The 24,364-nt window shown below is 70.2% G+C and carries 20 protein-coding genes; 11 read left to right on the top strand and 9 right to left on the bottom strand.

The window, feature by feature from the left end:
• The first annotated feature begins 14 nt into the window (after positions 1 to 14).
• The 3 genes from AC1C2V_RS16935 (at position 15) to trxA (ending at position 3,531) form a co-directional block, all read left to right on the top strand.
• Positions 15 to 1,991 carry a protein kinase family protein gene (locus AC1C2V_RS16935; RefSeq protein ID WP_495390809.1) on the top strand — a complete coding sequence of 659 codons (1,977 nt, stop codon included), beginning with the start codon at positions 15 to 17 and terminating at the stop codon, positions 1,989 to 1,991.
• 112 nt (positions 1,992 to 2,103) lie between these two features.
• A complete protein-coding gene (gene trxB / locus AC1C2V_RS16930; protein ID WP_495390808.1) occupies positions 2,104 to 3,165 on the top strand; it encodes a thioredoxin-disulfide reductase in 1,062 nt (353 codons plus the stop codon).
• A gap of 33 nt (positions 3,166 to 3,198) precedes the next feature.
• Entirely contained in the window at positions 3,199 to 3,531 is a 333-nt protein-coding gene (gene trxA, locus AC1C2V_RS16925) for a thioredoxin (RefSeq protein ID WP_495390807.1), read from the top strand.
• 543 nt (positions 3,532 to 4,074) lie between these two features.
• Here trxA and AC1C2V_RS16920 read toward each other — a convergent pair.
• The 8 genes from AC1C2V_RS16920 to rpmH all read right to left on the bottom strand — a co-directional run bounded on the left by AC1C2V_RS16920 (position 4,075) and on the right by rpmH (position 10,095).
• Positions 4,075 to 5,517 carry a ParB/RepB/Spo0J family partition protein gene (locus tag AC1C2V_RS16920; protein WP_495390806.1) on the bottom strand — a complete coding sequence of 481 codons (1,443 nt, stop codon included), beginning with the start codon at positions 5,515 to 5,517 and terminating at the stop codon, positions 4,075 to 4,077.
• 168 nt (positions 5,518 to 5,685) lie between these two features.
• Positions 5,686 to 6,753, bottom strand: coding sequence for a ParA family protein (locus AC1C2V_RS16915; protein ID WP_495390805.1), 1,068 nt, complete (start codon positions 6,751 to 6,753; stop codon positions 5,686 to 5,688).
• 186 nt (positions 6,754 to 6,939) lie between these two features.
• The gene (gene rsmG / locus AC1C2V_RS16910; RefSeq protein WP_495390804.1) at positions 6,940 to 7,605 is read right to left on the bottom strand and encodes a 16S rRNA (guanine(527)-N(7))-methyltransferase RsmG; all 666 of its coding nucleotides are present in this window, start codon (positions 7,603 to 7,605) and stop codon (positions 6,940 to 6,942) included.
• An 80-nt stretch (positions 7,606 to 7,685) separates the two neighbouring features.
• Positions 7,686 to 8,216 carry a Jag family protein gene (locus tag AC1C2V_RS16905; RefSeq protein WP_495390803.1) on the bottom strand — a complete coding sequence of 177 codons (531 nt, stop codon included), beginning with the start codon at positions 8,214 to 8,216 and terminating at the stop codon, positions 7,686 to 7,688.
• Between the two features lie 23 nt (positions 8,217 to 8,239).
• The gene (gene yidC / locus AC1C2V_RS16900) at positions 8,240 to 9,175 is read right to left on the bottom strand and encodes a membrane protein insertase YidC (RefSeq protein WP_495390802.1); all 936 of its coding nucleotides are present in this window, start codon (positions 9,173 to 9,175) and stop codon (positions 8,240 to 8,242) included.
• A gap of 57 nt (positions 9,176 to 9,232) precedes the next feature.
• Positions 9,233 to 9,556: a membrane protein insertion efficiency factor YidD gene (gene yidD, locus AC1C2V_RS16895; RefSeq protein ID WP_495390801.1), complete on the bottom strand. Its 324-nt coding sequence runs from the start codon at positions 9,554 to 9,556 to the stop codon at positions 9,233 to 9,235.
• Positions 9,553 to 9,954, bottom strand: coding sequence for a ribonuclease P protein component (rnpA, locus tag AC1C2V_RS16890; RefSeq protein WP_495390800.1), 402 nt, complete (start codon positions 9,952 to 9,954; stop codon positions 9,553 to 9,555). The genes yidD and rnpA overlap by 4 nt, the downstream gene beginning before the upstream one ends.
• 3 nt (positions 9,955 to 9,957) lie before the next feature.
• Complete coding sequence (gene rpmH, locus AC1C2V_RS16885) at positions 9,958 to 10,095, bottom strand: 50S ribosomal protein L34 (protein WP_495390799.1); 138 nt, start codon at positions 10,093 to 10,095, stop codon at positions 9,958 to 9,960.
• Positions 10,096 to 10,502: 407 nt separating this feature from the next.
• Between rpmH and dnaA the strand changes: the two genes are divergently transcribed.
• The 5 genes from dnaA (at position 10,503) to AC1C2V_RS16860 (ending at position 16,499) form a co-directional block, all read left to right on the top strand.
• Positions 10,503 to 11,918: a chromosomal replication initiator protein DnaA gene (gene dnaA, locus AC1C2V_RS16880; RefSeq protein ID WP_495390798.1), complete on the top strand. Its 1,416-nt coding sequence runs from the start codon at positions 10,503 to 10,505 to the stop codon at positions 11,916 to 11,918.
• A 651-nt stretch (positions 11,919 to 12,569) separates the two neighbouring features.
• Positions 12,570 to 13,703: a DNA polymerase III subunit beta gene (dnaN, locus tag AC1C2V_RS16875; protein ID WP_495390797.1), complete on the top strand. Its 1,134-nt coding sequence runs from the start codon at positions 12,570 to 12,572 to the stop codon at positions 13,701 to 13,703.
• The gene (gene gnd / locus AC1C2V_RS16870; protein ID WP_495390879.1) at positions 13,700 to 14,641 is read left to right on the top strand and encodes a phosphogluconate dehydrogenase (NAD(+)-dependent, decarboxylating); all 942 of its coding nucleotides are present in this window, start codon (positions 13,700 to 13,702) and stop codon (positions 14,639 to 14,641) included. The genes dnaN and gnd overlap by 4 nt, the downstream gene beginning before the upstream one ends.
• A 30-nt stretch (positions 14,642 to 14,671) precedes the next feature.
• Positions 14,672 to 15,871, top strand: coding sequence for a DNA replication/repair protein RecF (gene recF, locus AC1C2V_RS16865; RefSeq protein ID WP_495390796.1), 1,200 nt, complete (start codon positions 14,672 to 14,674; stop codon positions 15,869 to 15,871).
• Positions 15,872 to 15,986: 115 nt separating this feature from the next.
• The gene (locus AC1C2V_RS16860; RefSeq protein ID WP_495390878.1) at positions 15,987 to 16,499 is read left to right on the top strand and encodes a DciA family protein; all 513 of its coding nucleotides are present in this window, start codon (positions 15,987 to 15,989) and stop codon (positions 16,497 to 16,499) included.
• 110 nt (positions 16,500 to 16,609) lie between these two features.
• Here AC1C2V_RS16860 and AC1C2V_RS16855 read toward each other — a convergent pair whose 3' ends face one another.
• Positions 16,610 to 18,121 (bottom strand): LPXTG cell wall anchor domain-containing protein, encoded by a 1,512-nt coding sequence (locus AC1C2V_RS16855; RefSeq protein WP_495390795.1) that lies wholly within the window; start codon positions 18,119 to 18,121, stop codon positions 16,610 to 16,612.
• Positions 18,122 to 18,554: 433 nt separating this feature from the next.
• On the opposite strand from AC1C2V_RS16855, the gene gyrB reads away from it, so the two are divergent.
• From gyrB to AC1C2V_RS16840, 3 genes are all read left to right on the top strand, one after another.
• Positions 18,555 to 20,645 carry a DNA topoisomerase (ATP-hydrolyzing) subunit B gene (gyrB, locus tag AC1C2V_RS16850; RefSeq protein WP_495390794.1) on the top strand — a complete coding sequence of 697 codons (2,091 nt, stop codon included), beginning with the start codon at positions 18,555 to 18,557 and terminating at the stop codon, positions 20,643 to 20,645.
• Between the two features lie 138 nt (positions 20,646 to 20,783).
• Complete coding sequence (gyrA, locus tag AC1C2V_RS16845; protein WP_495390877.1) at positions 20,784 to 23,378, top strand: DNA gyrase subunit A; 2,595 nt, start codon at positions 20,784 to 20,786, stop codon at positions 23,376 to 23,378.
• A complete protein-coding gene (locus AC1C2V_RS16840) occupies positions 23,378 to 24,253 on the top strand; it encodes a DUF3566 domain-containing protein (protein WP_495390793.1) in 876 nt (291 codons plus the stop codon). The genes gyrA and AC1C2V_RS16840 overlap by 1 nt, the downstream gene beginning before the upstream one ends.
• Positions 24,254 to 24,364 lie beyond the last annotated feature (111 nt).

The raw sequence follows: 24,364 nt of genomic DNA, 5'->3' as shown, positions 1-24,364 counted from the left end.
ACTGAGGAGTCCAGGTGAGCACCGCCCATCCCGGGACCGTCATGGTCGATCGCTATCGGCTCGTGCAGCCCGCAGCCACCGACCTCGTAGCAGCCGAGGCGTGGGAGGCGCACGACCAGATCCTGGACCGTCCGGTCCGGGTGACGTTCATCGACGGGCCGTACGCCTCGTCCGCGCTCGACGCGGCGCGTCGCGCCGCGCTCGTGGCCGACCCCCGGCTGTCGCGCGTGCTCGACGTCGGCGCCACCGACCTCGGTCAGGGCCCGCGCAGCTACATCATCAGCGAGCCGTTCCGCGGGTCGTCGCTCACGGAGATCGTCTCCGGCGGACTGGTCGACGCCCAGCAGGCGCGCGCCGTCGTCGGCGAGGCCGCGGCTGCCCTCGAGGCCGCCGGGCAGCGCGGCGTCCACCACCTCGCGCTCCGCCCGGAGGCCGTCCGGGTGGACGGGCACCGGGTGGTCGTCACCGGCCTGGGGATCGACGCCGCGCTCGCCGGCGTGGACGGCGACCGGGCGAGCGCCGGCGGTCCGGACGCCGCGGCGGCCGACGCCCGCGACCTCGTGGCGCTGGCCTACTACGCCCTCACGGCGCGGTGGCCGGGCGACAGCCTCGACGAGCCGTGGGTCACCTCCGACACCGTGCGCCCGCTGCCCGCGCAGACCGACGCGAACGGCGTCGTCCCCGTCTCCGCACTCGTGCCGCACGTGGACCAGGAGATCGACACGCTGGTGCGCCGCACCTTCGGCAATGACTCGCCCGACGCCCCGGCCGGGCCGGGCGACGTCGTCGCCGCGCTGGCCCCGTGGGGCGAGGTGTCGGTGGTCGCCGCTCTCCCCCAGTTCGTCCAGCCGTCGACAGAACCGCCGGTGCGCTCCTCCGTGCTGGGCACGGTCGGGGCGGGCGCCGGGCTGCCGGGTACGCCGCCGCCCGCCGCGCCGGTCCGCCGGCCCTCCAGCGGGCGCATCGCCCGGTCCGCCCTGGGCGGGGCGGCCGCGGGAGGCTTCGCCGGAGCCGCCGCCGCAGGTCAGCCCGCCGGTGCTGCTCCCGCGCAGTCCACCCAGGCCACCCCTCCCGTCGCGGCCCCCACGGCCGCACACTCACCGGTCCCGCCGCCCCCGGGCCCCTCCACCTCGGCGATGTCGCCGGTGCCCCAGGGCGCTCAGGCGGCCGGCCAGACGCAGGCGTACGGCGCCCCCGCGCAGGGGTACGGCGCCGCCCCGGCGGGCTACGCCACCCAGCAGTACAACGGTGCGCCGCCCGCAGATCCCCGGACGTCGCACTCGCCCGTCCCTCCGCCCCCGGGCGGCAACGGTGGCGAACCGCGCACCGACACCGGTGGGTTCGCGTCCAGCCCGGCCCCCAAGCGCAAGGGCGTCAACCCGACGCCGATCGTCCTCGGGCTGGTCGTCGTGCTGGTCCTCGCCGGCGCCGTGTGGGCCGTGTCGCGCGCGATCTCGCCGATCGGCACAACCACCGCGGCGACCTCCCCTCCCGCGGAGCAGGCCGGGGGTGGCGGCGGTGGCGAGGAGCCCAGCGACGGCGAGTCCACGCCCGAGGAAACCCCGGAAGTCCGGCCCGTCATCGCGACCGGTGACCAGCTCGACCCCGGGGGCGACGGGCAGCACCCGGAGGCGGTCGACCTCGCCTACGACGGCGACCCGTCGACGTTCTGGTACACGCAGTGGTTCAACGAGCCCAACTTCTCCGGCCTGCGGGAGGGGATCGGGTACGTCATCGAGCTGGAGGAGCCCGCTCCCGTCACCTCGATCACGCTGAACACGAACTCGTCCGGTGGCCACGTCGAGGTGCGAGCCACCTCGCGCGACGAGCCCAGCGGGGGCAAGGTGCTCGCCGAGGGGTCGTTCGACTCCGAGACGACGCTCGACCTGTCGGAGGAGACCGTGGCCGACACGTTCGTCCTGTGGATCACCGAGCTCCCGCGGACCAGCGACAAGAACTACCTCGAGCTCAACGAGATCGTCGTGTCGTGAACGTTCCCGGCCGACCACACCGTGGTCGGCCGGGAACACCAGGCCCCCTCGAGGTGTTGACCGCGATGGCGCCCCAGGACGCAGACGGACCCGCAGACGACCAGGAGAAGACGTGACCGATCAGCCGACCATCACCACAGGTGAGGCCCCCGTGCACGACATCGTCATCGTCGGTTCGGGTCCCGCCGGCTATACCGCGGCCATATACGCCGCGCGCGCCGGCCTGGCACCCGTCGTCGTCGCCGGCTCCGTCACCGCCGGCGGCGCACTGATGAACACCACCGAGGTCGAGAACTTCCCCGGCTTCCCCACCGCCATCCAGGGCCCCGACCTCATGGAAGCCATGCGCGAACAGGCCGAGAACTTCGGCGCCAAGGTGCTGTGGGACGACGCCGAACAGGTCGACCTCACCGGCGACATCAAGACCATCGTCACCGGCAGCGGCGAGACCTACAAGGCCCGCGCCGTCATCCTCGCCACCGGCTCCGCCTACCGCGAACTCGGCCTACCCGAAGAGAAGCAACTCTCCGGGCGCGGCGTCTCCTGGTGCGCCACCTGCGACGGCTTCTTCTTCCGCGACCAACACATCACCGTCATCGGCGGCGGCGACTCCGCGATGGAAGAAGCCACCTTCCTGACCCGCTTCGCGTCCAAGGTCACCGTCGTACACCGCCGCGACTCCCTGCGCGCCTCCAAGATCATGGCCGACCGTGCCCAGGCCAACCCCAAGATCGAGTTCGCCTGGAACAGCGAAGTCGCTGCCATCCACGGCGAAGACAAGGTCACCGGCATCACCCTGCGCGACACCCACACCGCCGCGACGCGCGAGCTCGACGCGACCGGCCTGTTCGTCGCCATCGGGCACGACCCCCGCACCGACCTCGTCAAGGGCCAGATCGACCTTGACGACGAGGGCTACATCCTCGTCGAGGGCCGCACCACCCGCACCAACCAGCCCGGCGTCTTCGCCTGCGGCGACGCCGTCGACCACACCTACCGCCAGGCCATCACCGCCGCCGGCTCCGGCTGCGCCGCCGCCCTCGACGCCCAGGCCTACCTCACCGAGGTCGCCGACGCCGAGGGCAAGCAGGCCCTCGCCGGCACCCCCGCGGCCCCGAACCCGGACGGTCTGCCGGCAGCCCTCGACGGCCCGCTCGACCCCGTCTCCCTCTGACCCACTCCCCCACTTCGACCGAAGGAGCGACACATGGCTACCGTCGCCGTCACCGACGACACGTTCAAGACCGAGGTCCTCGAGTCCGACGTCCCGGTTCTGGTCGACTTCTGGGCGACCTGGTGCGGCCCCTGCCGCATGGTCGCGCCGATCCTCGAGGAGCTCTCGGACGAGTACGAGGGCAAGGTCAAGATCGTCAAGCTCGACACCGACGCCAACCAGGCCACCACCATGGCGTACGGCATCACCTCGATCCCCACGCTCAACGTCTACTCCGGCGGCGAGCTCGTGAAGACGGTCATCGGTGCGCGCCCCAAGAAGGCACTCCAGGAGGAGATCGACGCGGTCCTCGCGCCGAGCGCCTGACACCTCCTGCGCGTCGGCCGGGTCTGTTTCACGTGAAACAGACCCGGCCTTCGAGCTGTGCACGCCCGGACGCAACCGACACCCCGGACGGTCGCCCGCTGGAGCCGTGACGGCGTCCTCCGAGGCGTCGCCCAGGGCCACCGGCGTACGCCGAGGCCAGCTGCCCTCCCCCGTCCGGCACGGCCTCCGCGTAGATTCCGAGATGTCGGAAATAGCCGGCACGGCGTGAATGTCGAGGCCCGCCTCCGGACGTCAGGTCGTGGCGCCGGTTCTGCTCGTGTCACATGACGAACGGCCGAGACGAGATGCTCCGATCTGCCGAGACGACCTGCCGACGACTCGTCCTTCGACAGCGCTCCCCCCGCTCAGCACCGCGTCCTCCTTTGCCAGCGGAGCCCCCGCTTGGAACGATCGTTCGGACTGCAGCCTGTTTCACGTGAAACATGGGCAACCCCGCCCTCGAAGACCGTCGGTGCACAGTCGTCGACACAAGAGTGGGCGCCATCCTCAGGATGGCGCCCGCTCTCGCGGTAGTGCGGGTCGTCAGGAACGCAGCAGGCCCGGGTCCCCCGGAGCCATCACCCCGAGGATGCGGTTGAGGTCCTCGACCGACGCGAACTCGACCGTCATGCGGCCCTTCGTCTTCCCGATGCTCACCTTCACCCGCGTCTCGAAGTGGTCGGCCAACCGCACGGCGAGGTCGTCCATCGCCTCGCTCCGCTGCCCGGCTCGAGGGCCTCTCCGTGCGGGCGCCTCACCATCGCCACTGGTCAGCAGCGTGGCGATCTCCTCAGTCGCACGGACCGAGAGCCCCTCCGACACGATCCGCTGTGCAAGCCGCTCGATCTCGGCGCCATCGGTCAGGGACAGAAGGGCGCGTGCGTGTCCGGCCGAAAGGACCCCCGCGGCCACCCGCCGCTGCACCAGAGGAGGCAGCTTGAGCAGGCGAAGGGTGTTCGAGATCTGCGGCCTCGACCGCGCGATCCGGGTGGCGAGCTCCTCGTGCGTGCAGCCGAAGTCGTCCAGCAGCTGCCGGTATGCCGCCGCCTCTTCGAGCGGGTTCAGGGCGGCGCGGTGCAGGTTCTCCAGCAGCGCATCGCGCAGCATGTCCCCATCGTCGGTCTCGCGCACGATGGCCGGGATCGTGTCGAGGCCAGCCGCCTGCGTCGCACGCCAGCGACGCTCGCCCATGATCAGCTCGTACCGGTCCGCGTCGTCGGCGTCCGGCCGCACGACGATCGGCTGCAGCACGCCGATCTCGCTGATCGAGGCGATCAGCTCATCGAGCTCACCGTCGTCGAACACCGCTCGCGGCTGCCAGTTGTTTGGACGGATCGCCTCGACAGGAATCTCGGCGAAGCGCGCCCCCGGCACCGGCCTGAGCCCCGTTTCACGTGAAACAACGTCGCCGCCGTCCGCGGGTTCACCGGTGCCCACGGTCGAGGTCGCCCCGCGGCCCTCGGTGTCGTCCCCCGTCTGCTGTTCCCGGACCGCCGTCGGGGGGTCGCCGGGCTCCGCCAGGTCTGCCACCTCGATGCTGGTGATCAGGCCCATCGAGAGTCCGTCGGCCCCGAGTGTCTCGGCAGTCGAAGCGTCCTCGATCGTGTCGGCCGGGACGTCGCCCGTCGGGCGCTCGTCCGTAAGGAGCGCCGCGACCACCCCGTTCGACTCGGCGGCGTCCGACCCGTTCGTCTCGCCGTCATCCCTCGCCACGGCGTCGCTTCCGGTGCGAATGCTCAGGCGGCCACCGGCGATCGCCGAGTCCCAGGTCGCCGTCCGTCGGCTGGTGCGACCCGCGGCGTCGTTCGCATCCGACGGACCCGAGCGGTCATCTTCGCTGGTCAGAGCGGCTGACGAGCCGCCCCACGGGCCAGGCTCGCGCGCGTCGCCGGGCGGGAAGAACACATCGACCGGTCGATCGCTCTCCGGTCCTGACGGGATCAGAGCACCGAGACCCCGGCCCAGACCACGCTTCTTCTGACTCATGCTCCTGCCTCCTGCAGCATCGGGCCCCGCGCTCCCCGTGTCGTCGTCACCTTCGCGACCCCGCCGGGGTCGCGGTTAGCATCCCACGGCCAGGCACACTCTTCGGTGGTGCGCCTCGCCGATCCGTGGATACTCGTCGCGCGGCTGTTCCCCGCCTCATCCGGCGCTCTACCCGAGGTCAGCACGTCGAGGAGCTCGCTCCGCGAGCTCTCGCGCGGCCTCGAGATACGCGAGCGACCCGGTGGATCCCGGGTCGTACGTCATGACGGTCTGGGCATGACTTGGCGCCTCGGAGATCCGCACGGATCTGGGCACGCTCGTGCGCAACGTCTGGTCGGGGAAGTGTTCCCGCACCTCCGCGGCCACCTGCTGCGCAAGGTTCGTCCTGCCGTCGTACATGGTCAGCAGGATCGTCGAGACGCGCAGATCCGGATTCAGATGCGCCTTGATCAGCTCGATCGTCTTCAGCAGCTGACTCAGCCCCTCGAGCGCGTAGTACTCGCACTGGATCGGGATGAGCACCTCGCGCCCCACGACGAAGGCGTTCACCGTGAGCAGCCCGAGGCTCGGCGGGCAGTCGACGAAGACGTAGTCGATCCGCTCCTCGCCCTTGGCGTCACGGTCGGCGAGGTAGGCGTCGAGCGCGCGCCGCAACCGTGTTTCACGTGAAACAAGGGAGACGAGCTCGATCTCCGCCCCCGAGAGATCGATCGTGGCCGGAACTCCGAACAAGCCCGGGACCGTCGGGCACTCCTGCACGGTGTTCGCCAGGGGCTCGCCCTCCACGAGGACCTCGTAGATCGAGGGGGTACCCGCGCGATGCTCGATGCCGAGAGCCGTGGAGGCATTGCCCTGCGGGTCGTTGTCGATCACCAGGACCCTGAGCCCGGCCTGCGCTAGGCCCGCCGCCAGGTTGACGGTGGTGGTCGTCTTCCCGACGCCGCCCTTCTGATTGGCCACGGTAATGATCCGCGTGCGCTCCGGCCGGGCGAACTGCCGGCCCTGCAGCTCGATCCGACGACGGGAGTCGATCGCCAGCTGCGCCGCGAGCGGCGTCGACTCGTCCGCGACCGGTACCGAGGCGACGAGCGCGGCGCGGTGTCCGTCGAGTCCGGAAGGGAGGCCGCCGTGCGCCCACGCCAGCTCCGGAGCTGTTTCACGTGAAACGTGCGGTTCGCCCGTCCCGGTCCCGCCGTGCTGGGGGACGTCGTCGACGTGCTCCGTACTCGTGCTCACGTGCCACTCCTCCGGTTCGTCACAAAGACTGTGCACGAGCCCGCGGCATGAACCATGACGCCACGGTCAGGTGCTCCGCGCTCACTCTACGGCCTCGTCTACCCGCGTCGATGTCGAAACTCCGGCCTGCTGGGATCCGGGTCCGCCGGGATCCCGTGTGCCTCTCCCGCCGAACCTTCCGGCAGGTCAGCCGCGCCGAATCCGCAGGATGGTGGTGGGCTCGACGCCCTCGACGGTCCGGCCCTCGAGGATCTCTGGCTCGGCGGTCTTGAAGCTCCGCAGCACCTTGCGCGCCGGCTCGATCTCACGGTCGACGTTGCGTCCCTTCAGCACGATCATGGCCCCGCCCTTGCGGGCCAGAGGCAGACTCATGCGCGCCAGCTTGTTCAGTGCGGCGACCGCACGGGACGTCACGACGTCTACCTCGAACGCGTCGTGGTACTCCTCGGCGCGCCCCCGGTTGATCGTCACGTTGTCGAGGGAGAGGTCGTCGACGATCTCCTGCAGCCACGTGGTGCGCCGCTCCATGGGCTCGATCAGCTGGAACTCGACGTCAGGCTGCTGAATGGCGAGCACCAAGCCGGGCAGCCCTGCCCCGGATCCGATGTCTGCCACGGAGGTAGCCCCGCCGAGGTAGGGGGTGACGGCGGCGGAGTTCAGGAGGTGCCGCTCCCACAGGCGAGACACCTCGCGCGGCCCGATCAGGCCGCGGATCTCACCCTCGGTGCGCAGCCTCTCGGCGAACCGAGAGACGAGTGCGTAGCGCTCGCCGAAGTATGCCCGCACCGACGCATCGCGTCCGAGGGCCTCGTCGTCCGCGCCACCAGCTCCCGGCGCGTCGTCCTGTGCCATCTCGCACACTCCCCTCTCTCAGTCATCTCATGACGAGAGCCCGTTGTTTCACGTGAAACAACGGGCTCTCGGATCCGCCATCAGGAGGCCGGTTCGTCACCCTCGGGCGCCGCCGGCTGCACCACGACGTACCGCGAAGGCTCGACGCCACGGGAGTCGCTGACCAGCCCAGCGGCCGCCACCACATCGTGCACCACCTTGCGCTCGAAGGCGTTCAGCGGGTCGAGCTCCACCTCCCGGCCGGACTCACGAACCTCTCGGACCGCCCGTTCCGCCAGCACGGTCAGCTCATCGCGTCGGCCGGCGCGGAAGCCTCCGATGTCGAGCATCAGGCGGCTCCTCTCACCGGTACGGGCCTGCACGGCGAGCCGCGTCAGCTCTTGGAGGGCCTCGAGGACTTCCCCGTCCCGGCCCACGAGCGAGGAGAGGTCCTCCCCCTCCTCGGCCACGACCTCGACGGCCGCCCGGTCGTGGCGGATGTCCAGGTCGATGTCGCCGTCCAGGTCAGCGATGTCGAGGAACTCCTCCAGGTAGTCGGCCGCGATCTCGCCTTCCTCCTCGAGCCGGGCCGTCCGGTTCTGTCCCTGCTCCAGCGGCGTGTCCGTGGTCATCTGTGGTGACGTCCTCTCGCTACTCAGCCGCGCTTCTGGCGGTTCTTGCGCTTGGGCTGCTCCCGCTGCCCGCGCGGCAACTCCGGCTCCGGGTCAGGAGCGGCCTCGATGGCGCCCTTCGCGGCAGCCTTGCGGGCCTGCCTCTCCTTGAGCATGCGCTCCGCCTCGGAGCCCGGAGCGGGCATCTTCTTGATCGTGTAGAACTGCTGACCCATCGACCACAGGTTCGAGATCACCCAGTAGATCAGCACGCCGACCGGGAAGTTGATGCCCGAGATCAGGAAGATCACCGGGAGGATGTACAGCATCATCTTCTGCGTGCTGGCCATCGGCCCCTCGAGGGCGGCCTTCGGCATGTTCTTCATGGTCAGCTGGCGCTGCGTGAAGAACATCGTGGCGCTCATGACGATGATCAGCGCGATCACGACGACCCGCGCCGTCATGTCGTCCGTCGTGCGGAAGACGTCGGAGAGCTGCGCGCCGAACAAGGACGACGACTCGATGTCCCGGGCGACGTGCTGGTCGATCGGCCCGATCGGGTCATGGGTGCCGTTGGCGATGCCGACCAGGTTGTTGAGCACGCGGAACAGCGCGAAGAAGATCGGCGACTGCAGCAGAATCGGCAGGCAGGACGCCATCGGGTTGGTGCCGTGCTTGCGGTAGAGCTCCATCGTCTCGCGACCCATCGCCTCCCGAGACGCGGGGTCCGTCTTGCCCTTGTACTTCTTCTGGACGGCCTGCAGCTCCGGCTGCATGATCTGCATGCCGCGCGACGCCTTGATCTGCTTGAAGAACAGCGGGATCAGCGCGATACGGATCACGACCGTGAGCGCGACGATCGACAGCACCCACGCGAGGCCGGCCCCGTCCTGCATGCCGAGTGTCGTGAGGACGGTGTGTGACCCGTACATGATCCAGGCCACGACCCACTGAATGGGGAAGAGGATGGTGTCGATCATCCCGATATGTCTCCTTGGTCGGAAAGTCTGAGATCCCGGTGGCGCGGACCGGGAAGATCAGTGGCGAGGGGCGCCGCGGCGCTCGTGCACCGGCACGTCGTCGTCGACATGCTTCACACGAACGGGCGGTACATCGTCAACGCCGCCGAGGCTCCAGGGGTTGCACCGAAGGATGCGCCACAGAGCGAGACCGGTCCCCCGCAAGGTCCCGTGCGTGCGGATCGCGATGATCGCGTACTGCGAGCACGAGGGGTAGTACTTGCAGGAGGGGCCGGTGAGCGGGGAGAGGACAGTCTGGTAGACGCGGATCACGCCGATCATGACGGCCGCGGGAAGGTTGCGCAGCACGTCGCGGCCGTGTCCAAGGTTCGAGGTGCTCATCGGACGCTCCGGGCGTCGCCGGCTGCGCGCGCGACAGCCCGCCCGAGGCTGCTGAGGAGATCGCGGTCGAGCTCCGCGTAGCTGGCGCCGCTCGACGCCGGGAGTGCCCGGACGACGACGTCGGCGCCCGCGGGGAGCAGTGCGAGGTGCGCGGAGGCGGAGTGCCGCAGCCGTCGCTTCACCTTGTTCCGATGCACGGCGTTCCCCACGGCCTTGGATACGACAAGACCGACCTGTGGTGGTTCCGGCATGCTCCCGCTGCCCCTGCCGTCCTCCTGGACGGCCTCGGGGTCGACGAAGAGATGGACCACCACGGTCGATCGACCTGCACGCGTGCCGCGGCGCACCGCCCGTTCGAAATCGACGGAACGGCGCAGTCGGTGCGCCGCGGGCAGCATCCGTCAGGCAGAGAGCTCGGCGCGACCCTTGCGCCGACGCTTCGCCAGGATGGCGCGGCCGGCGCGGGTGCGCATGCGCAGCCGGAAGCCGTGGGTCTTGGCACGGCGACGGTTGTTCGGCTGGAAGGTCCGCTTGCTCACGAGGTACTCCAAGAAACGTCGGGGAGGTACACCGTCAGATCCTCGACGATGCAGGTCTTGTCGCAGGTCAGCGCACGCGTACGAGACGTGGAGGCGTCGACCGGGCCGGCCCGAGGACTGCCTGCCCGTGTGAGGGCGCGCGAAAGGACCTGGAACGGCTGTCTGACGTTACGCCGCCGGGTGGCTCTGGGTCAAACCAGGCCGAGGGGCACCGGACCGCGCTCGGTGACTACGATGACGGGGACCTCACGCACCCTCGGCGCGACGTCGCGCCGGCTGCCCGGTTACGGTCATCACCCACAGCGTTGTCCACAGGTTCCACAGCATGTGGACAACCATGTGGACGGACCGTCGGCGTGGCAGACTCGCGACTTCGCTGCCCGCCGAACGACCGAAGGACGACGCCCGTGGCCCCACCAGACGAGAACATCACCGACGTCTGGGCCCACACGCTCGCCACCCTCGAGGCACGCCCCGACATGACGGCCCGACAGCTCGCGTTCATCAAGCTCGCCAAGCCCATGGCGATCCTCGAGGACACCGTCTTCATCGCGGTGCCGCACGAGCAGACCCGCGCGTACCTGGAGACCAGCGTGCGAGACCAGCTCGTCTCCGCGATGGCCTCCACCCTTGGCCGCGACATCCGCTTCGGCATCACCGTCGATCCCGAGCTCAGCAGCGACACCCTCGCAGGACCCTCCCAGGACTACACGGCTCCCCTGCAGTCCGGGATCCCCGACGAGCCGGAGGCCCCGCCGCTGGCGCCGATCCCCAAGCCGTCGGCCGAGCCCACGCGGCTCAACCCGAAGTACATCTTCGAGACGTTCGTCATCGGTGCGTCCAACCGCTTCGCACACGCCGCGGCGGTCGCCGTTGCCGAGGCGCCGGCGAAGGCGTACAACCCGCTGTTCATCTACGGCGACTCGGGGCTGGGCAAGACGCACCTGCTGCACGCCATCGGGCACTACGCACACAACCTCTATCCCCACGTGCGCGTGCGCTACGTGAACTCCGAGGAGTTCACCAACGACTTCATCAACAGCATCGGCGAGGGGCGTGCCGGGGCGTTCCAGCGCCGGTACCGCGACGTCGACGTCCTCCTCATCGACGACATCCAGTTCCTGCAGGGCAAGGAGCAGACGATGGAGGAGTTCTTCCACACCTTCAACGCGCTGCACAACGCGGACAAGCAGGTCGTGATCACGTCCGACGTCCCGCCCAAACAGCTCAACGGCTTCGAGGACCGCCTCCGCTCACGCTTCGAGTGGGGCCTCATCACCGACGTCCAGCCGCCGGACCTCGAGACCCGTATCGCGATCCTGCGCAAGAAGGCCGCGAGCGAACGTCTCGACGTGTCGGCCGAGGTGCTCAGCTACATCGGTTCGCGCATCTCGTCCAACATCCGTGAGCTCGAGGGCGCGCTCATCCGCGTCACGGCGTTCGCCAACCTCAACCGGCAGCAGGTCGACCTTGCCCTCGCGGAGATCGTCCTGAAGGACCTCATCACGGACGACGACACGGCGGAGATCACGCCGTCGATGGTCATCGCGCAGACGGCCGCCTACTTCGGCCTCACGATCGACGACCTGTGCGGCTCCTCGCGCTCCCGCGTTCTCGTCACGGCACGCCAGATCGCCATGTACCTCTGCCGCGAGCTCACCGACCTGTCCCTGCCGAAGATCGGCCAGCAGTTCGGTGGTCGCGACCACACCACCGTGATGCACGCGAACAGGAAGATCGCCGGGCAGATGGCGGAGCGGCGCTCCACCTACAACCAGGTGACCGAGCTCACCAGCCGCATCAAGCAGCAGCACCGCGGCTGACCTTCCGCTCTCCCGACCCCGCCCCGTGGGGCCGTCTCGCCTGGGTGGGGCCGCCTTCCCCAGGCGCTGGACGGCCGTCTCGATCGTTCTCCACACCGTCGCCCACAACCGCGACGGCGATTTCGCGCGCCTCGTGCCCGATCGTCCCCAACCCTGTGGACCAGATCCGTGGACAACCTCGTCCTTCTCGGCGACATCGAGATGCACACCTGTGGATAACTCTGTGGACGAGTGTGGATTGTGGCCCGCTTTCCGTGGACGAGCAGACCCTGATCGGTGGACACCTGTGGGTACGAATCTCTTCGCCCACAGGCACCACGAGTTACCCACAGCCGCGCCCCCACTGCCTCCACAGCCAGAAGAGTGCTCTGACCTGCGCAAACACACGTCATCCCCAGATTCCACAACCCCGATGACGACGACGAACGTTTGATCTAGAAGGGAAATCCACACGCCTTCATCAGGCCGGCACGCTCCGCTAGGCACACGTCCACCACCAGTCCGGTGACGGCGTGCCGAAGCCGCCCTGTCTCGCGTAGGGTTTGGCTCGGACGACGAGGCCTGTCCGGTCACGTCGGAGGAGCCCGGGCGACTGGGCCACGACGGCCAGGTGCGCCGTCGTCCACATCGATCGACAACTCGAGGAGTGGGATGAAGTTCCGGGTTGAGCGTGACGTCCTGGCCGAGGCCGTGACATGGACGGCGCGCACGCTCCCCACGCGCCCGCCTGCCCCGGTGCTGGCCGGCGTCCGCATCGAGGTGGAGACGGCAGGCACGATCTGGCTGTCCAGCTTCGACTACGAGGTCTCCGCCCGCGCCGAGATCCCGGCCGAGGTGTCCGAGCCCGGGACGGTACTGGTGTCAGGGCGGCTGCTCGCCGAGATCTCCCGAGCCCTGCCGAACAAGCCGGTGGACGTCACGCTCGAGGGCACCAAGGTCGTGCTCACCTGCGGTGCGTCCCGCTTCACCCTGCTCACGATGCCGGTCGAGGACTACCCGACGCTGCCGCAGATGCCGGAACTCACCGGCACGGTCACCGGCGACGCGCTCACGCACGCCGTCGCGCAGGTCAGCGTGGCTGCGAGCCGCGACGACACGCTCCCCCTGCTCACCGGCGTGCGGATGGAGATCGAGGGCGAGCGGATCACGCTCATCGCCACCGACCGGTACCGCCTGGCGCTGCGGGAGCTCACCTGGACCCCGGTCACCCCCGGGTACTCGGCCGTGGCGCTGGTGCGCGCCCGCACGCTCACGGACGTCGCCAAGTCCCTCGGCGGCGGGGGCGGCCTCGTCAACGTCGGGCTCTCGACCGGCCAGGGCATGGACCTCATCGGCTTCGAGGCCGGCGGGCGGCACACCACGTCGCAGCTCGTGGACGGCGACTACCCGCCGGTGCGCCGCCTCTTCCCGGACGCGACCCCGATCCACTCCGTCGTCGCCACCGCCCCGCTCATCGAGGCGGCCAAGCGCGTGTCGCTCGTGGCGGAGCGCAACACTCCGATCCGGCTGTCGTTCACGGACGGCCAGGTGGTGCTCGACGCCGGCCAGGGTGACGACGCGCAGGCCTCCGAGGCGCTCGAGGCGGTGCTCGTGGGCGAGGACATCCAGGTGGCGTTCAACCCGCAGTTCCTGCTGGACGGCCTCGGGGCGCTCGGCACGGACTTCGTGCGGTTGTCCTTCACGCACCCGAACAAGCCGGTCGAGTTTACCGGTCAGGAGTCGCTCGACGGCGAGGACTCGTCCGAGTACCGGTACCTGCTCGTGCCCATCCGGTTCGCCGGCTGACGCACGCTTCCACCGCTCCTCGCTCCGCTCCCGGAAGGAACCCCATGGTCAGCCACATCGGACTCGTCGGTCTGGGCAAGATGGGTAACAACATGCGCGAGCGGCTGCGTCGCGGCGGCATCGAGGTGACGGGTTACGACCCGCGTCCCGAGGTCTCCGACGTGGCCTCGCTGGCCGACCTGGTGGCCGCGCTGCCCGCAGACCGTCGCGTGGTGTGGGTGATGGTCCCGGCCGGCGACCCGACCCGCGGGGTCGTCCAGGAGCTGGGCGGTCTGCTGGGCGAGGGCGACGTGGTCGTCGAGGGCGGCAACTCGCACTACCCGGAGGACCAGGCGCGCGCGGCGGAGCTGGCCGAGCGGGGCATCGGGTACGTCGACGTCGGCGTCTCGGGCGGCGTGTGGGGCCTGGAGAACGGGTACGGGCTGATGTGCGGCGGCGACACCGCGCACGTCCAGACGCTCATGCCCGTCTTCGACGCGCTGCGGCCCGAGGGCCCCCGCGAGGAGGGATTCGTGCACGCCGGCGAGGTGGGCGCCGGGCACTTCGCGAAGATGGTGCACAACGGCATCGAGTACGGCCTCATGCAGGCGTACGCCGAGGGCTACGAGCTCCTGGCCGCCAAGGACATCGTCACCGACGTGCACGGCACGATGAAGGCCTGGAAACGCGGCACCGTCGTGCGGTCCTGGCTGCTCGACCTCATGGTCAAGGCGCTCGAGGAGGACCCGGCGCTGCAGGCGATCGACGACTGGGTGGACGACTCGGGCGAGGGCCGCTGGACGGTGGACGAGGCGATCGACAACGCCGTGCCGCTTCCGGTGATCTCGGCCGCGCTGTTCGCCCGGTTCGCATCCCGGCAGGACGAGTCGCCGGCGATGAAGGCCGTCGCCGCGCTGCGCCAGCAGTTCGGCGGGCACGCCGTCAAGCCCGCGTCGTGACCGACCGGCGGTGACCCACCGAGAAGGCCCATGTACGTCTCGCACCTCTCGCTCCTCGACTTCCGGTCCTACGCCGCGGTCGACGTCGAGCTCGAGCCCGGACCGAACGCGTTCGTCGGTCGCAACGGCCAGGGCAAGACGAACCTCGTCGAGGCGATCGGGTACGTGTCGACCCTCGGCAGCCACCGGGTCGCCACCGACACCCCGCTGATCCGCGCCGGCGCGGAGCGGGCGGTCGTCCGCACCCGCGTCGTGCGGGGCGAACGGGCGTCGACGATCGAGCTCGAGATCACCGCCGGCAAGGCGAATCGCGCGCGGGTCAACCGGGGCCAGCCGGGCCGAGCGCGCGACGTGCTGGGGATCCTGCGTACCGTCCTCTTCGCCCCCGAGGACCTGACCCTGGTCAAGGGGGACCCCGACGGCCGCCGCCGCTTCCTCGATCAGCTGGTGGTGCAGCTCCTCCCCCGCGCTGCGGCCCTGCTGAGCGACTACGAACGCGTGATCCGGCAGCGATCGGCCCTGCTCAAGTCGTTGCGCGGCGTGCGGCGGGCGGGCGGCGGCACGGTGGACACCAGCACCCTCGAGGTGTGGGACGCGCGCGCCGCCCAGCTCGGCGGCCAGATCCTCGCGATGCGCCTGTCGCTCGTGCAGGCGCTGACCCCGCACGTGGCGGCCGCGTACGAGCAGGTCAGCGACGGGGACGGCGATGCGGAGCTTGCTTACCGCTCCGGCGTGCCGGAGGCGGTCGAGGGCGCCGGTGGCGGCCTGCCCGCGGCCGAGGACCTGGAGAAGGCGATCCTCGCTGCGATGGTGGAGGCCCGCAGCCAGGAGGTGGAGCGCGGTGTCAGCCTGGTGGGCCCGCATCGCGACGACCTCGTGCTGACGCTCGGCGGCCTGCCTGCGAAGGGGTACGCGAGCCATGGCGAGTCGTGGTCGTTCGCGCTGGCGCTGCGGCTGGCGTCGTACCGGCTGCTCGGCGGCGGCGCGGAGCCCGCCCACGCGCCGGACACGGCCTTCTGGGACCCGGACCTCGACACCGACGCCGACCCGGTGCTCATCCTGGACGACGTGTTCGCGGAGCTGGACGTCCGGCGTCGGGAGCGACTCGCGGAGCTGGTGGCCCCGGCCCGGCAGGTCCTCGTGACCGCCGCCGTGCCCGAGGACGTCCCGGCGGGACTGCTCGGTGCTCGGTTCGAGGTGACACCGGGCGAGGTGCGACGTGCGGGCTGACGGGGGCGGCGACGTCCCGGGCGCCGGCGATGTCCCGGGCGGCGAGGCAGGGACCGAGGCCGTGGACGACGACGCGAGCGACAGGCCGGCGCGCGACGCGGACGATCCGCGACCGGTGAAGGACCGCACGGAGCTCACGCCGCCCTCCGCGGTGGCGCGCGAGGCGCTCAACCGCGCCAAGGCGGCGGCTCGCGCCAGGGGGCTGCGCCCGGGCTCGCCGGCGCGACGCTCCCCGCTGGCCGAGCCGCGGCTGTCCGGCCAGGGGCCGGGGGCGCGCGACCCGCAGCTGCTCTCGGAGGTGCTCGGGCGCCTGCTCCGGGACAAGGGCTGGACGTCGGACGTCTCCGTGGGCGGCGTCATCGGCCGGTGGCGCGAGGTGGTGGGCAGCCACGTGGCGGACCACTGCCAGCCGGAGACGTTCGAGGAGAAGGTCCTCGTGGTGCGCGCCGACTCGACGGCGTGGGCCACGCAGGTGCGCCTGCTGGTGCCGACGCTGCTTCGCCGGCTCGCCGAGGAGGTCGGGGAGGGCGTGGTGGAGCAGGTCACCGTGCTCGGACCCGCCGGGCCCGGCTTCCGACGCGGACGCAGGACGGTGCGCGGGCCGGGGCCACGCGACACCTTCGGGTGAGCACGCAACCAGTCCGGAGACGAGAAACGCTGGTTGAGCTTGTCGAAACCAGGTTTCGACAAGCTCAACCAGCGTGAGCCCGACCGGCGTGACCGGTCAGCGCGTCAGCGTCAGCGCTGCTGCAGGCGTCGACGCAGCCAGAACAGCGCGCCACCGCCCACCACGAGCAGCGCGGCCAGCCCGGCAGCGATGCCGACCGTGGCACCCGTCTGCGGGAGCTGGTCGCCCTCGGCGGGCGGGCCCGACGCCTCGACGTCCGGGCCGCCCATGCCGGCGGGGTTGGCACAGCCGGACGACGTCGGCGGGTAGTCGACGACCGTCGAGTAGTGCGGGTTCACCTCGAAGAGCACCTGCACGCCGTCACGGGTCCAGGCGTAGTTGCCGTCGGTCTCGACGTACGAGCCGTCGTCCTGCTGCTCCCAGCCCGGCCACTGCTTCGGCTCCTCGGTGGAGGCGCCCGGCCACAGGAGCTCGCCCTCGAGGGGCTGGTCCTCGGCGACGAAGTTCTCGCCGCCGTCCGGGTTGATGAACGTGATCGTCAGCGGGTTGTCGCTGTCGACCTCGATGCCCTCGGGCAGCGAGACGCCGTAGCCGAGGTACGGGACGTCGGACTCGCAGACGGCCGCGATGTCACCCGGGATCAGCGCGCAGTCCTCCTCGGCGGGCACCAGGTCCGCGATCGGGAAGAGCACATCGCCGGCCTCGGTGCGGGTGTAGCCGCCGAGGTCGTCGCCGAACGTGTTGCCGGCGGTCGGCGCGGCGAGGACGCCCTGCTCGGTGCGCAGGTAGGTGACCTGCTCGGTGTCGGTCGGCAGGATGACGTCGGACGCGTCCGAGCCGCAGACCTCGACGGCGGCGGGAGCCTCAGGAACCACGACGACGGGCTCGACGGGCTCGGGGGGCTCCGGCGTGGCGCAGTCCTCGTCGCTCGGGACCTCGATGCCGAGGTCGGAGAGCTCCTGGTGCGTCCAGTCGACGAGGTGGTCGTCCATGGAGGAACCGTCGGGGTACGTGATGCTCTCCGGCACCGTGTACTCGTCCGGACCGCCACGCACCAGGTCCTGCTGGATGCCCCAGCCGGTGCACAGGTCGATGTCGTCGAGCGCGTCCGTCTCCGGCAGCTCGGTGTACCAGTGCTCGCCGCTCAGCAGCTCGTCCTCGGGCAGCGTGAGGGTCGTGGTGCCGAGCAGCTGCTGCTCACCCGAGTTCTCCCAGGCCGCGGGCTTGGTGCTGTCGAGCTTCGGGTACAGGTAGATGCCGACCTGCACCTGGGGCTCAGGTGTGGTCGGCGGGCAGGGCTCGGTGCTGCCGGACTGGGTCCAGTCGTACCGATCGCCCCCCTGTGCGTCGACATCGACGGTCCACTCGTGGGCCTTGGCGCCGTCGAGCTCGAACGTGCGCTCCCAGGCCTGGTCGAATCGCTCCTGGGCGACCGAGGCGCCGTCGACGGTGACCGTCACCTCGGCACCGCTGTACTGGGTCAGGGTCACCGCGAGGCTCGTACAGCTGTCCTCGACACGGGGGGTGTGGGCGGAGGCGGACGCCGCGGTGGCGACGAGCATCCCTCCGACAGCGAGCGTCGTTGCTGCGACGCCCGCCAGGGTCCTCTTCACTGTGGGCATGTCCCTTCGATGGTGACCGGTACTGGTCGGCACCGGTCGACGTGCGAAACGGGGAATCGTGGTGAATTAGACCAGTTTCCGCCGTAAATAGGGAGACCCTGTTGATAACGGTCAGAGTACAAAAGACGGACGAGTCGGGAGGATGGCCGCGGTTCGGGCGCCGGGTGTGGACAACCCTGGGGATAACTCTGTGGACAACCCTGGGGACAACCCGCCGGGGCGCTCCTGTGGACGACGTGTGCCGAACTTCGCACCAACGGCGTCAATCCGCCATTTCCTTGCCCTCGGCAGGTAGACTGGGACCGTCATTCCGGGTCGTGTTCCGACCTCCCGCGCGGCTCGGTCGGTGCGTACCCGGAACCTGTGAGCCGCGCCGCCCGTACTGAGCACGATGCGTCGACGCGTGCACGACGACCGAGGAGCAGTACCGCCTGTGGCAGACCGAACCGACACCCCCCGTCCCAGCACTGCCGCCGCAAGCGGAGCCGCCGGACCGGGGGCCGGGTACGACGCCGGCAACATCACCGTCCTGGAGGGCCTCGAGGCCGTCCGCAAGCGCCCCGGCATGTATATCGGCTCCACGGGCGAGCGGGGGCTGCACCACCTGGTCTACGAGATTGTGGACAACTCTGTGGACGAGGCCCTCGCCGGTCACGCCGACACCGTCGACGTGACTCTCCTGGCCGACGGCGGTGTCCGCGTCCAGGACAACGGCCGTGGCATCCCGGTCGCGATGCACCCCACGGAGGGCAAGCCGACCCTCGAGGTCGTCATGACGATCCTGCACGCGGGCGGCAAGTTCGGCGGCGGCGGGTACACCGTCTCCGGCGGCCTGCACGGCGTGGGCATGTCCGTCGTCAACGCACTGTCCAGCCGCTTCGTGGCGGACGTGAAGCGGGACGGGTATCACTGGCGCCAGGAGTACCGCGACGGCGGCGAGCCCGTCACCGGGGTCGACCGCCTGGAGCCGCTCGCCGAGGGCGAGTCGACCGGCACGACGCAGACCTTCTGGGCCGACGGCACGATCTTCGAGACCACCGACTACGACTTCGAGACCCTGCGCTCACGCTTCCAGCAGTACGCGTTCCTCAACAAGGGCCTGCAGATCACGCTGCGGGACGAGCGTGTTGGTCATGGGGCTGTGGACGACGAGGTCGTCGGCATGGAGACCGATGCCGGAACGGACGGCGGCAGCGGCACGGCCGACGACGCCGACCCGGTCCGCACGGTGACCTTCCGCTACGAGAACGGCCTCATCGACTACGTGGCGCACATCAACGCGGCCAAGAAGTCGGAGCTCGTCCATCCGGAGATCATCGACGTCGAGGCGGAGGACGTGGAGCGTCGCATCTCGGTGGAGATCGCGATGCAGTGGACCAGCAGCTACAGCGAGTCGGTGCACACGTTCGCGAACACGATCTCCACGACGGAGGGCGGCACGCACGAGGAGGGCTTCCGTTCGGCGCTCACGACGCTCGTCAACAGCTACGCCCGCGAGAAGTCGATCATCAAGGAGAAGGACGAGAACCTCACGGGTGACGACATCCGCGAGGGCCTCACCGCCGTCCTCTCCGTGAAGCTCGGCGAGCCCCAGTTCGAGGGACAGACCAAGACGAAGCTCGGCAACACCGAGGCCAAGACGTTCGTCCAGCGGGTCGTGCGCGAGAAGCTCACCGACTGGTTCGACGCGCACCCCACCGAGGCGCGCGACGTCATCCGCAAGGCGATCCAGGCGTCGCAGGCGCGCATGGCGGCGCGCAAGGCGCGCGAGGCCACCCGGCGCAAGGGCATCCTCAGCTCGGGCGGCATGCCGGGCAAGCTCAAGGACTGCCAGTCCAACCGCGCTGAGGACTGCGAGGTCTACATCGTGGAGGGCGACTCAGCGGGCGGCTCCGCGGTGCGCGGTCGCAACCCGCACAACCAGGCGATCCTGCCGCTGCGCGGCAAGATCCTCAACGTCGAGCGGGCCCGCCTCGACCGGGCGCTGTCCAACCAGGAGATCCAGTCGCTGATCACCGCCTTCGGGACCGGCGTCGGCGAGGACTTCGACCTCTCCAAGCTCCGGTACCACAAGATCGTGCTCATGGCCGACGCAGACGTCGACGGCCAGCACATCTGCACCCTGCTGCTCACGCTGCTGTTCCGGTACATGCGCCCGCTCATCGAGCACGGCCACGTGTACCTCGCGCAGCCGCCGCTGTACCGGCTCAAGTGGTCGAACGGGCCGCACGACTACGTGTACTCCGACCGGGAGCGGGACGCGTTCCTCAAGGAGGGGATCGCCGCCGGCAAGCGGATCCCCAAGGAGAACGGGATCCAGCGCTACAAGGGCCTCGGCGAGATGGACTACACCGAGCTCTGGGACACCACGATGGACCCCGAGCACCGCACGCTGCTGCAGGTCACCATGGACGACGCGGCCGCGGCCGACGAGATCTTCTCGGTGCTCATGGGCGAGGACGTCGAGTCTCGCCGCAGCTTCATCCAGCGCAACGCCAAGGACGTCCGCTTCCTCGACATCTAGCCGACCCACGGCGTCGTACAAATGGTGCGCACGTCGTTGTACGGCAGTTGACAGCGGTTCGAGGACGACGGTTCCCGCGCCCAGGCGGTGCGGGAAGGAAGAAGGTAGACGGTGACGGACGAGACCCCCGGTCCCGACATGACGGACGGCGTTCCCGGCGACGGAGCGCCCAAGAGCCCGGACGGTGGCGTCGCGGTGCACCACGGCCGCATCGAGCAGGTCGACCTGCAGCTGGAGATGCAGCGCAGCTACCTCGACTACGCGATGAGCGTCATCATCGGGCGCGCGCTGCCCGACGTGCGTGACGGCCTCAAGCCGGTGCACCGCCGCGTGCTGTACGCCATGTACGACGGCGGCTATCGCCCCGACCGGGCGTACTCGAAGTGCTCGCGCGTGGTCGGCGACGTCATGGGCAAGTTCCACCCGCACGGCGACACGGCGATCTACGACGCCCTCGTGCGCCTGGTGCAGGACTGGGTGCTGCGCTACCCGCTCGTCGCCGGCCAGGGCAACTTCGGCTCCCCCGGCAACGACCCCGCCGCGGCACCGCGGTACACCGAGTGCCGCATGGCGCCGCTCGCGCTCGAGATGGTCCGGGACATCGACAAGAACACCGTCGACTTCCAGGACAACTACGACGGCCGCACGCAGGAGCCCATCGTCCTGCCGGCCCGCTTCCCGAACCTGTTGGTCAACGGCTCCGCGGGCATCGCCGTGGGCATGGCCACCAACATCCCGCCGCACAACCTCCGCGAGGTGGCGGACGGCGTGCGCTGGCACCTGGCGCACCCGGACGCGTCCCGCGAGGAGCTCCTGGCCGCGCTCATGCAGCGGATCAAGGGCCCGGACTTCCCGACCGGCGCGCAGATCCTCGGCACCAAGGGCATCGAGGAGGCGTACCGCACCGGCCGCGGCTCCATCACCATGCGCGCGGTCGTCAACGTCGAGGAGATCCAGAACCGGATCTGCCTCGTCATCACCGAGCTGCCGTACCAGGTCAACCCGGACAACCTGGCGGCCAAGGTGGCCGACCTCGTCAACGACGGCAAGATCGCGGGCATCGCCGACATCCGCGACGAGACGTCGGGCCGCACGGGTCAGCGCCTCGTCATCGTGCTGAAGCGTGACGCGATCGCCAAGGTCGTGCTCAACAACCTGTACAAGCACACGCCGCTCCAGTACAGCTTCGGCGCCAACATGGTCGCGCTCGTCGACGAGGTGCCGCGCACGCTCAGCCTCGACGCCTTCGTACGGCACTGGACCACGCACCAGATCGAGGTCGTGCGCCGGCGTACCGAGTACCTGCTGGCCGACGCCGAGCGGCAGATCCACATCCTGCGTGGCTACCTCAAGGCCCTGGACGCCCTGGACGAGGTCATCGCCCTCATCCGCCGGTCCCCGACGGTCGAGGAGGCCCGCACGGGCGTCATGGAGCTGCTCGACGTCGACGAGGAGCAGGCCAACGCCATCCTCGCGTTGCAGCTGCGCCGCCTCGCCGCCATGGAACGGCAGAAGATCATCGACGAGCACGACGGGCTCGAGCGACAGATCACCGACTTCCGCGACATCCTGGCCAGGCCGGAGCGGCAGCGTTCCATCGTGGAGGAGGAGATGGACGGCATCGTCGAGCGCTACGGGGACGAGCGCCGCACCACCGTGCTGCCGTTCGACGGCGACATGTCCGTCGAGGACCTCATCCCGGAGGAGGAGGTCGTCGTCACGATCACGCGCGGCGGGTACGCCAAGCGCACGCGGTCGGACTCATACCGCGCCCAGCGCCGTGGCGGCAAGGGCGTGCGCGGTGCCGCGTTGCGCGAGGACGACATCGTCGACCACTTCTTCGTGACGACCACGCACCACTGGTTGCTGTTCTTCACCAACCTGGGCCGCGTGTACCGGGCCAAGGGCTACGAGCTGCCCGAGGGCGGTCGTGACGCCAAGGGGCAGCACGTGGCGAACATGCTGGCGTTCCAGCCGGGCGAGCACATCGCCCAGGTGCTGGACCTGCCGGACTACGCAGCGGCGGACTACCTGGTGCTCGCCACCCGCCGCGGCCTGGTGAAGAAGACCCGACTGGGCGAGTACAACTCGCCACGCTCGGGTGGCCTCATCGCGATCAACCTGCGCCAGGACGACGACGGCGCCCCGGACGAGCTCGTCGCCGCGCGGCTCGTCAACGCCGACGACCACCTGATCCTCGTGTCCCGCAAGGGCCAGTCGATCCGCTTCCCCGCCGACGACGACACCCTGCGCCCGACGGGGCGCGCCACGTCGGGCGTCACGGGGATGAAGTTCCGCGAGGGGGACGAGCTCCTCAACGCGGACGTCGTGACCCCGGGCACGGACCTGTTCGTCGTGACCGAGGGCGGGTTCGCCAAGCGCACCGCCATCACCGAGTACCGCGTGCAGGGCCGTGCCGGATTCGGCATCAAGGTGGCGAATCTCGTCGAGGCTCGTGGAGACCTTGTGGGGGCGCTCGTCACCGAGCCGGACGACGAGGTGCTGGTCATCATGGAGCGTGGCAAGATCGTGCGCTCCGCGGTGGCCGAGGTGAACCTCACCGGCCGCACCACGCAGGGCGTCACGTTCGCCAAGCCGGATCGCGGCGACCGCATCATCGCCGTCGCTCGCAACGTGGAACGCCGCGTGGACGACGAGTCGCCCAGCGACGAGTCGGTTAGCGTGGACGGACAGGGCGCGGACGAGCAGGAGACGAGCGGGGACGAGGACTGATGACGGAGAACACCGCGTCGACCAGGGCGACGTCTGCGACGCCGGCAGCCGAGCCGGAGATCGACGAGGCGACCCATCGCAGGGGTCCGGCGTCGTCTGCTCCGCGACAGGGTGGCGGGTCCATCCCGGCCGGCGTGGTCGTCGGCGGCGCGGCGGCCGCGCAGCGGGGCAGTACACCACCCGCGCCGCCGCCACCGCCGGCAGGCCCGGCAGAGGCGGCCCCGAGCACCGCTCAGGGGGCGTCGCCGGTCAAGGAGGGCGCGGTGAAGGCGGCCGCGGCGGCCCTCGCGGCCGCTCGGGCCGCGGCGAAGAAGGTGCAGTCGGTGATGCCCGAGGCCTCCGCCCGCGAGAACGAGCGCGCCGCTGCGGGTGCGCGACCGGCGCCGAGCGCGAAGGCCGGTCAGAAGCGCTCCGCGCCGGCCGAGCCGCGCCCGGAGATGCACTACTCCGCGGGCGGCGTGCACCCCGCGCCGGCCGCGGGCACCCCGATGGTCGGCACGATGCCGGGCGGCGCCGGGCCCCGACGTGTCCGGCTGTCGGTCTCGCGGGTCGACCCGTGGTCGATCATGAAGCTCGGTTTCCTCCTCTCCGTCGCGATCGGCTTCATCACCGTGGTCGCCGCGATGGTGGTCTGGTACGTGCTCAACGACATGGGCACGTTCGCCACGGTGCAGACGTTCCTGAGCGACACGATCGGGCCGCAGGCCGTGAACCTCATGCAGTTCGTCGAGTTCGACCGTGTCGTGTCGCTCGCCGTGCTCATCGCCATCGTGAACGTCGTGCTGCTCACCGCGCTGACCACGATCATGGCCATCCTGTACAACATCACGGCCGCGCTCGTCGGCGGCGTGCACCTGACCCTCACCGACGAATGACCCGGTCCCTGACCGGGAACGACGTCACACCGCGTGAGCTCGGGCCCAGTTTGGGTGCGGGCCCGCCGGTGCGGTAATGTTCCGTGCTGCACGCGTTCCCGCGGGGAGCGT

It is taken from the genome of Isoptericola sp. Y541 (genome assembly GCF_059445465.1).
The sequence above is the reverse complement of the archived record's forward strand: the minus strand, read 5'-3'. Positions and strand labels throughout refer to the sequence as shown.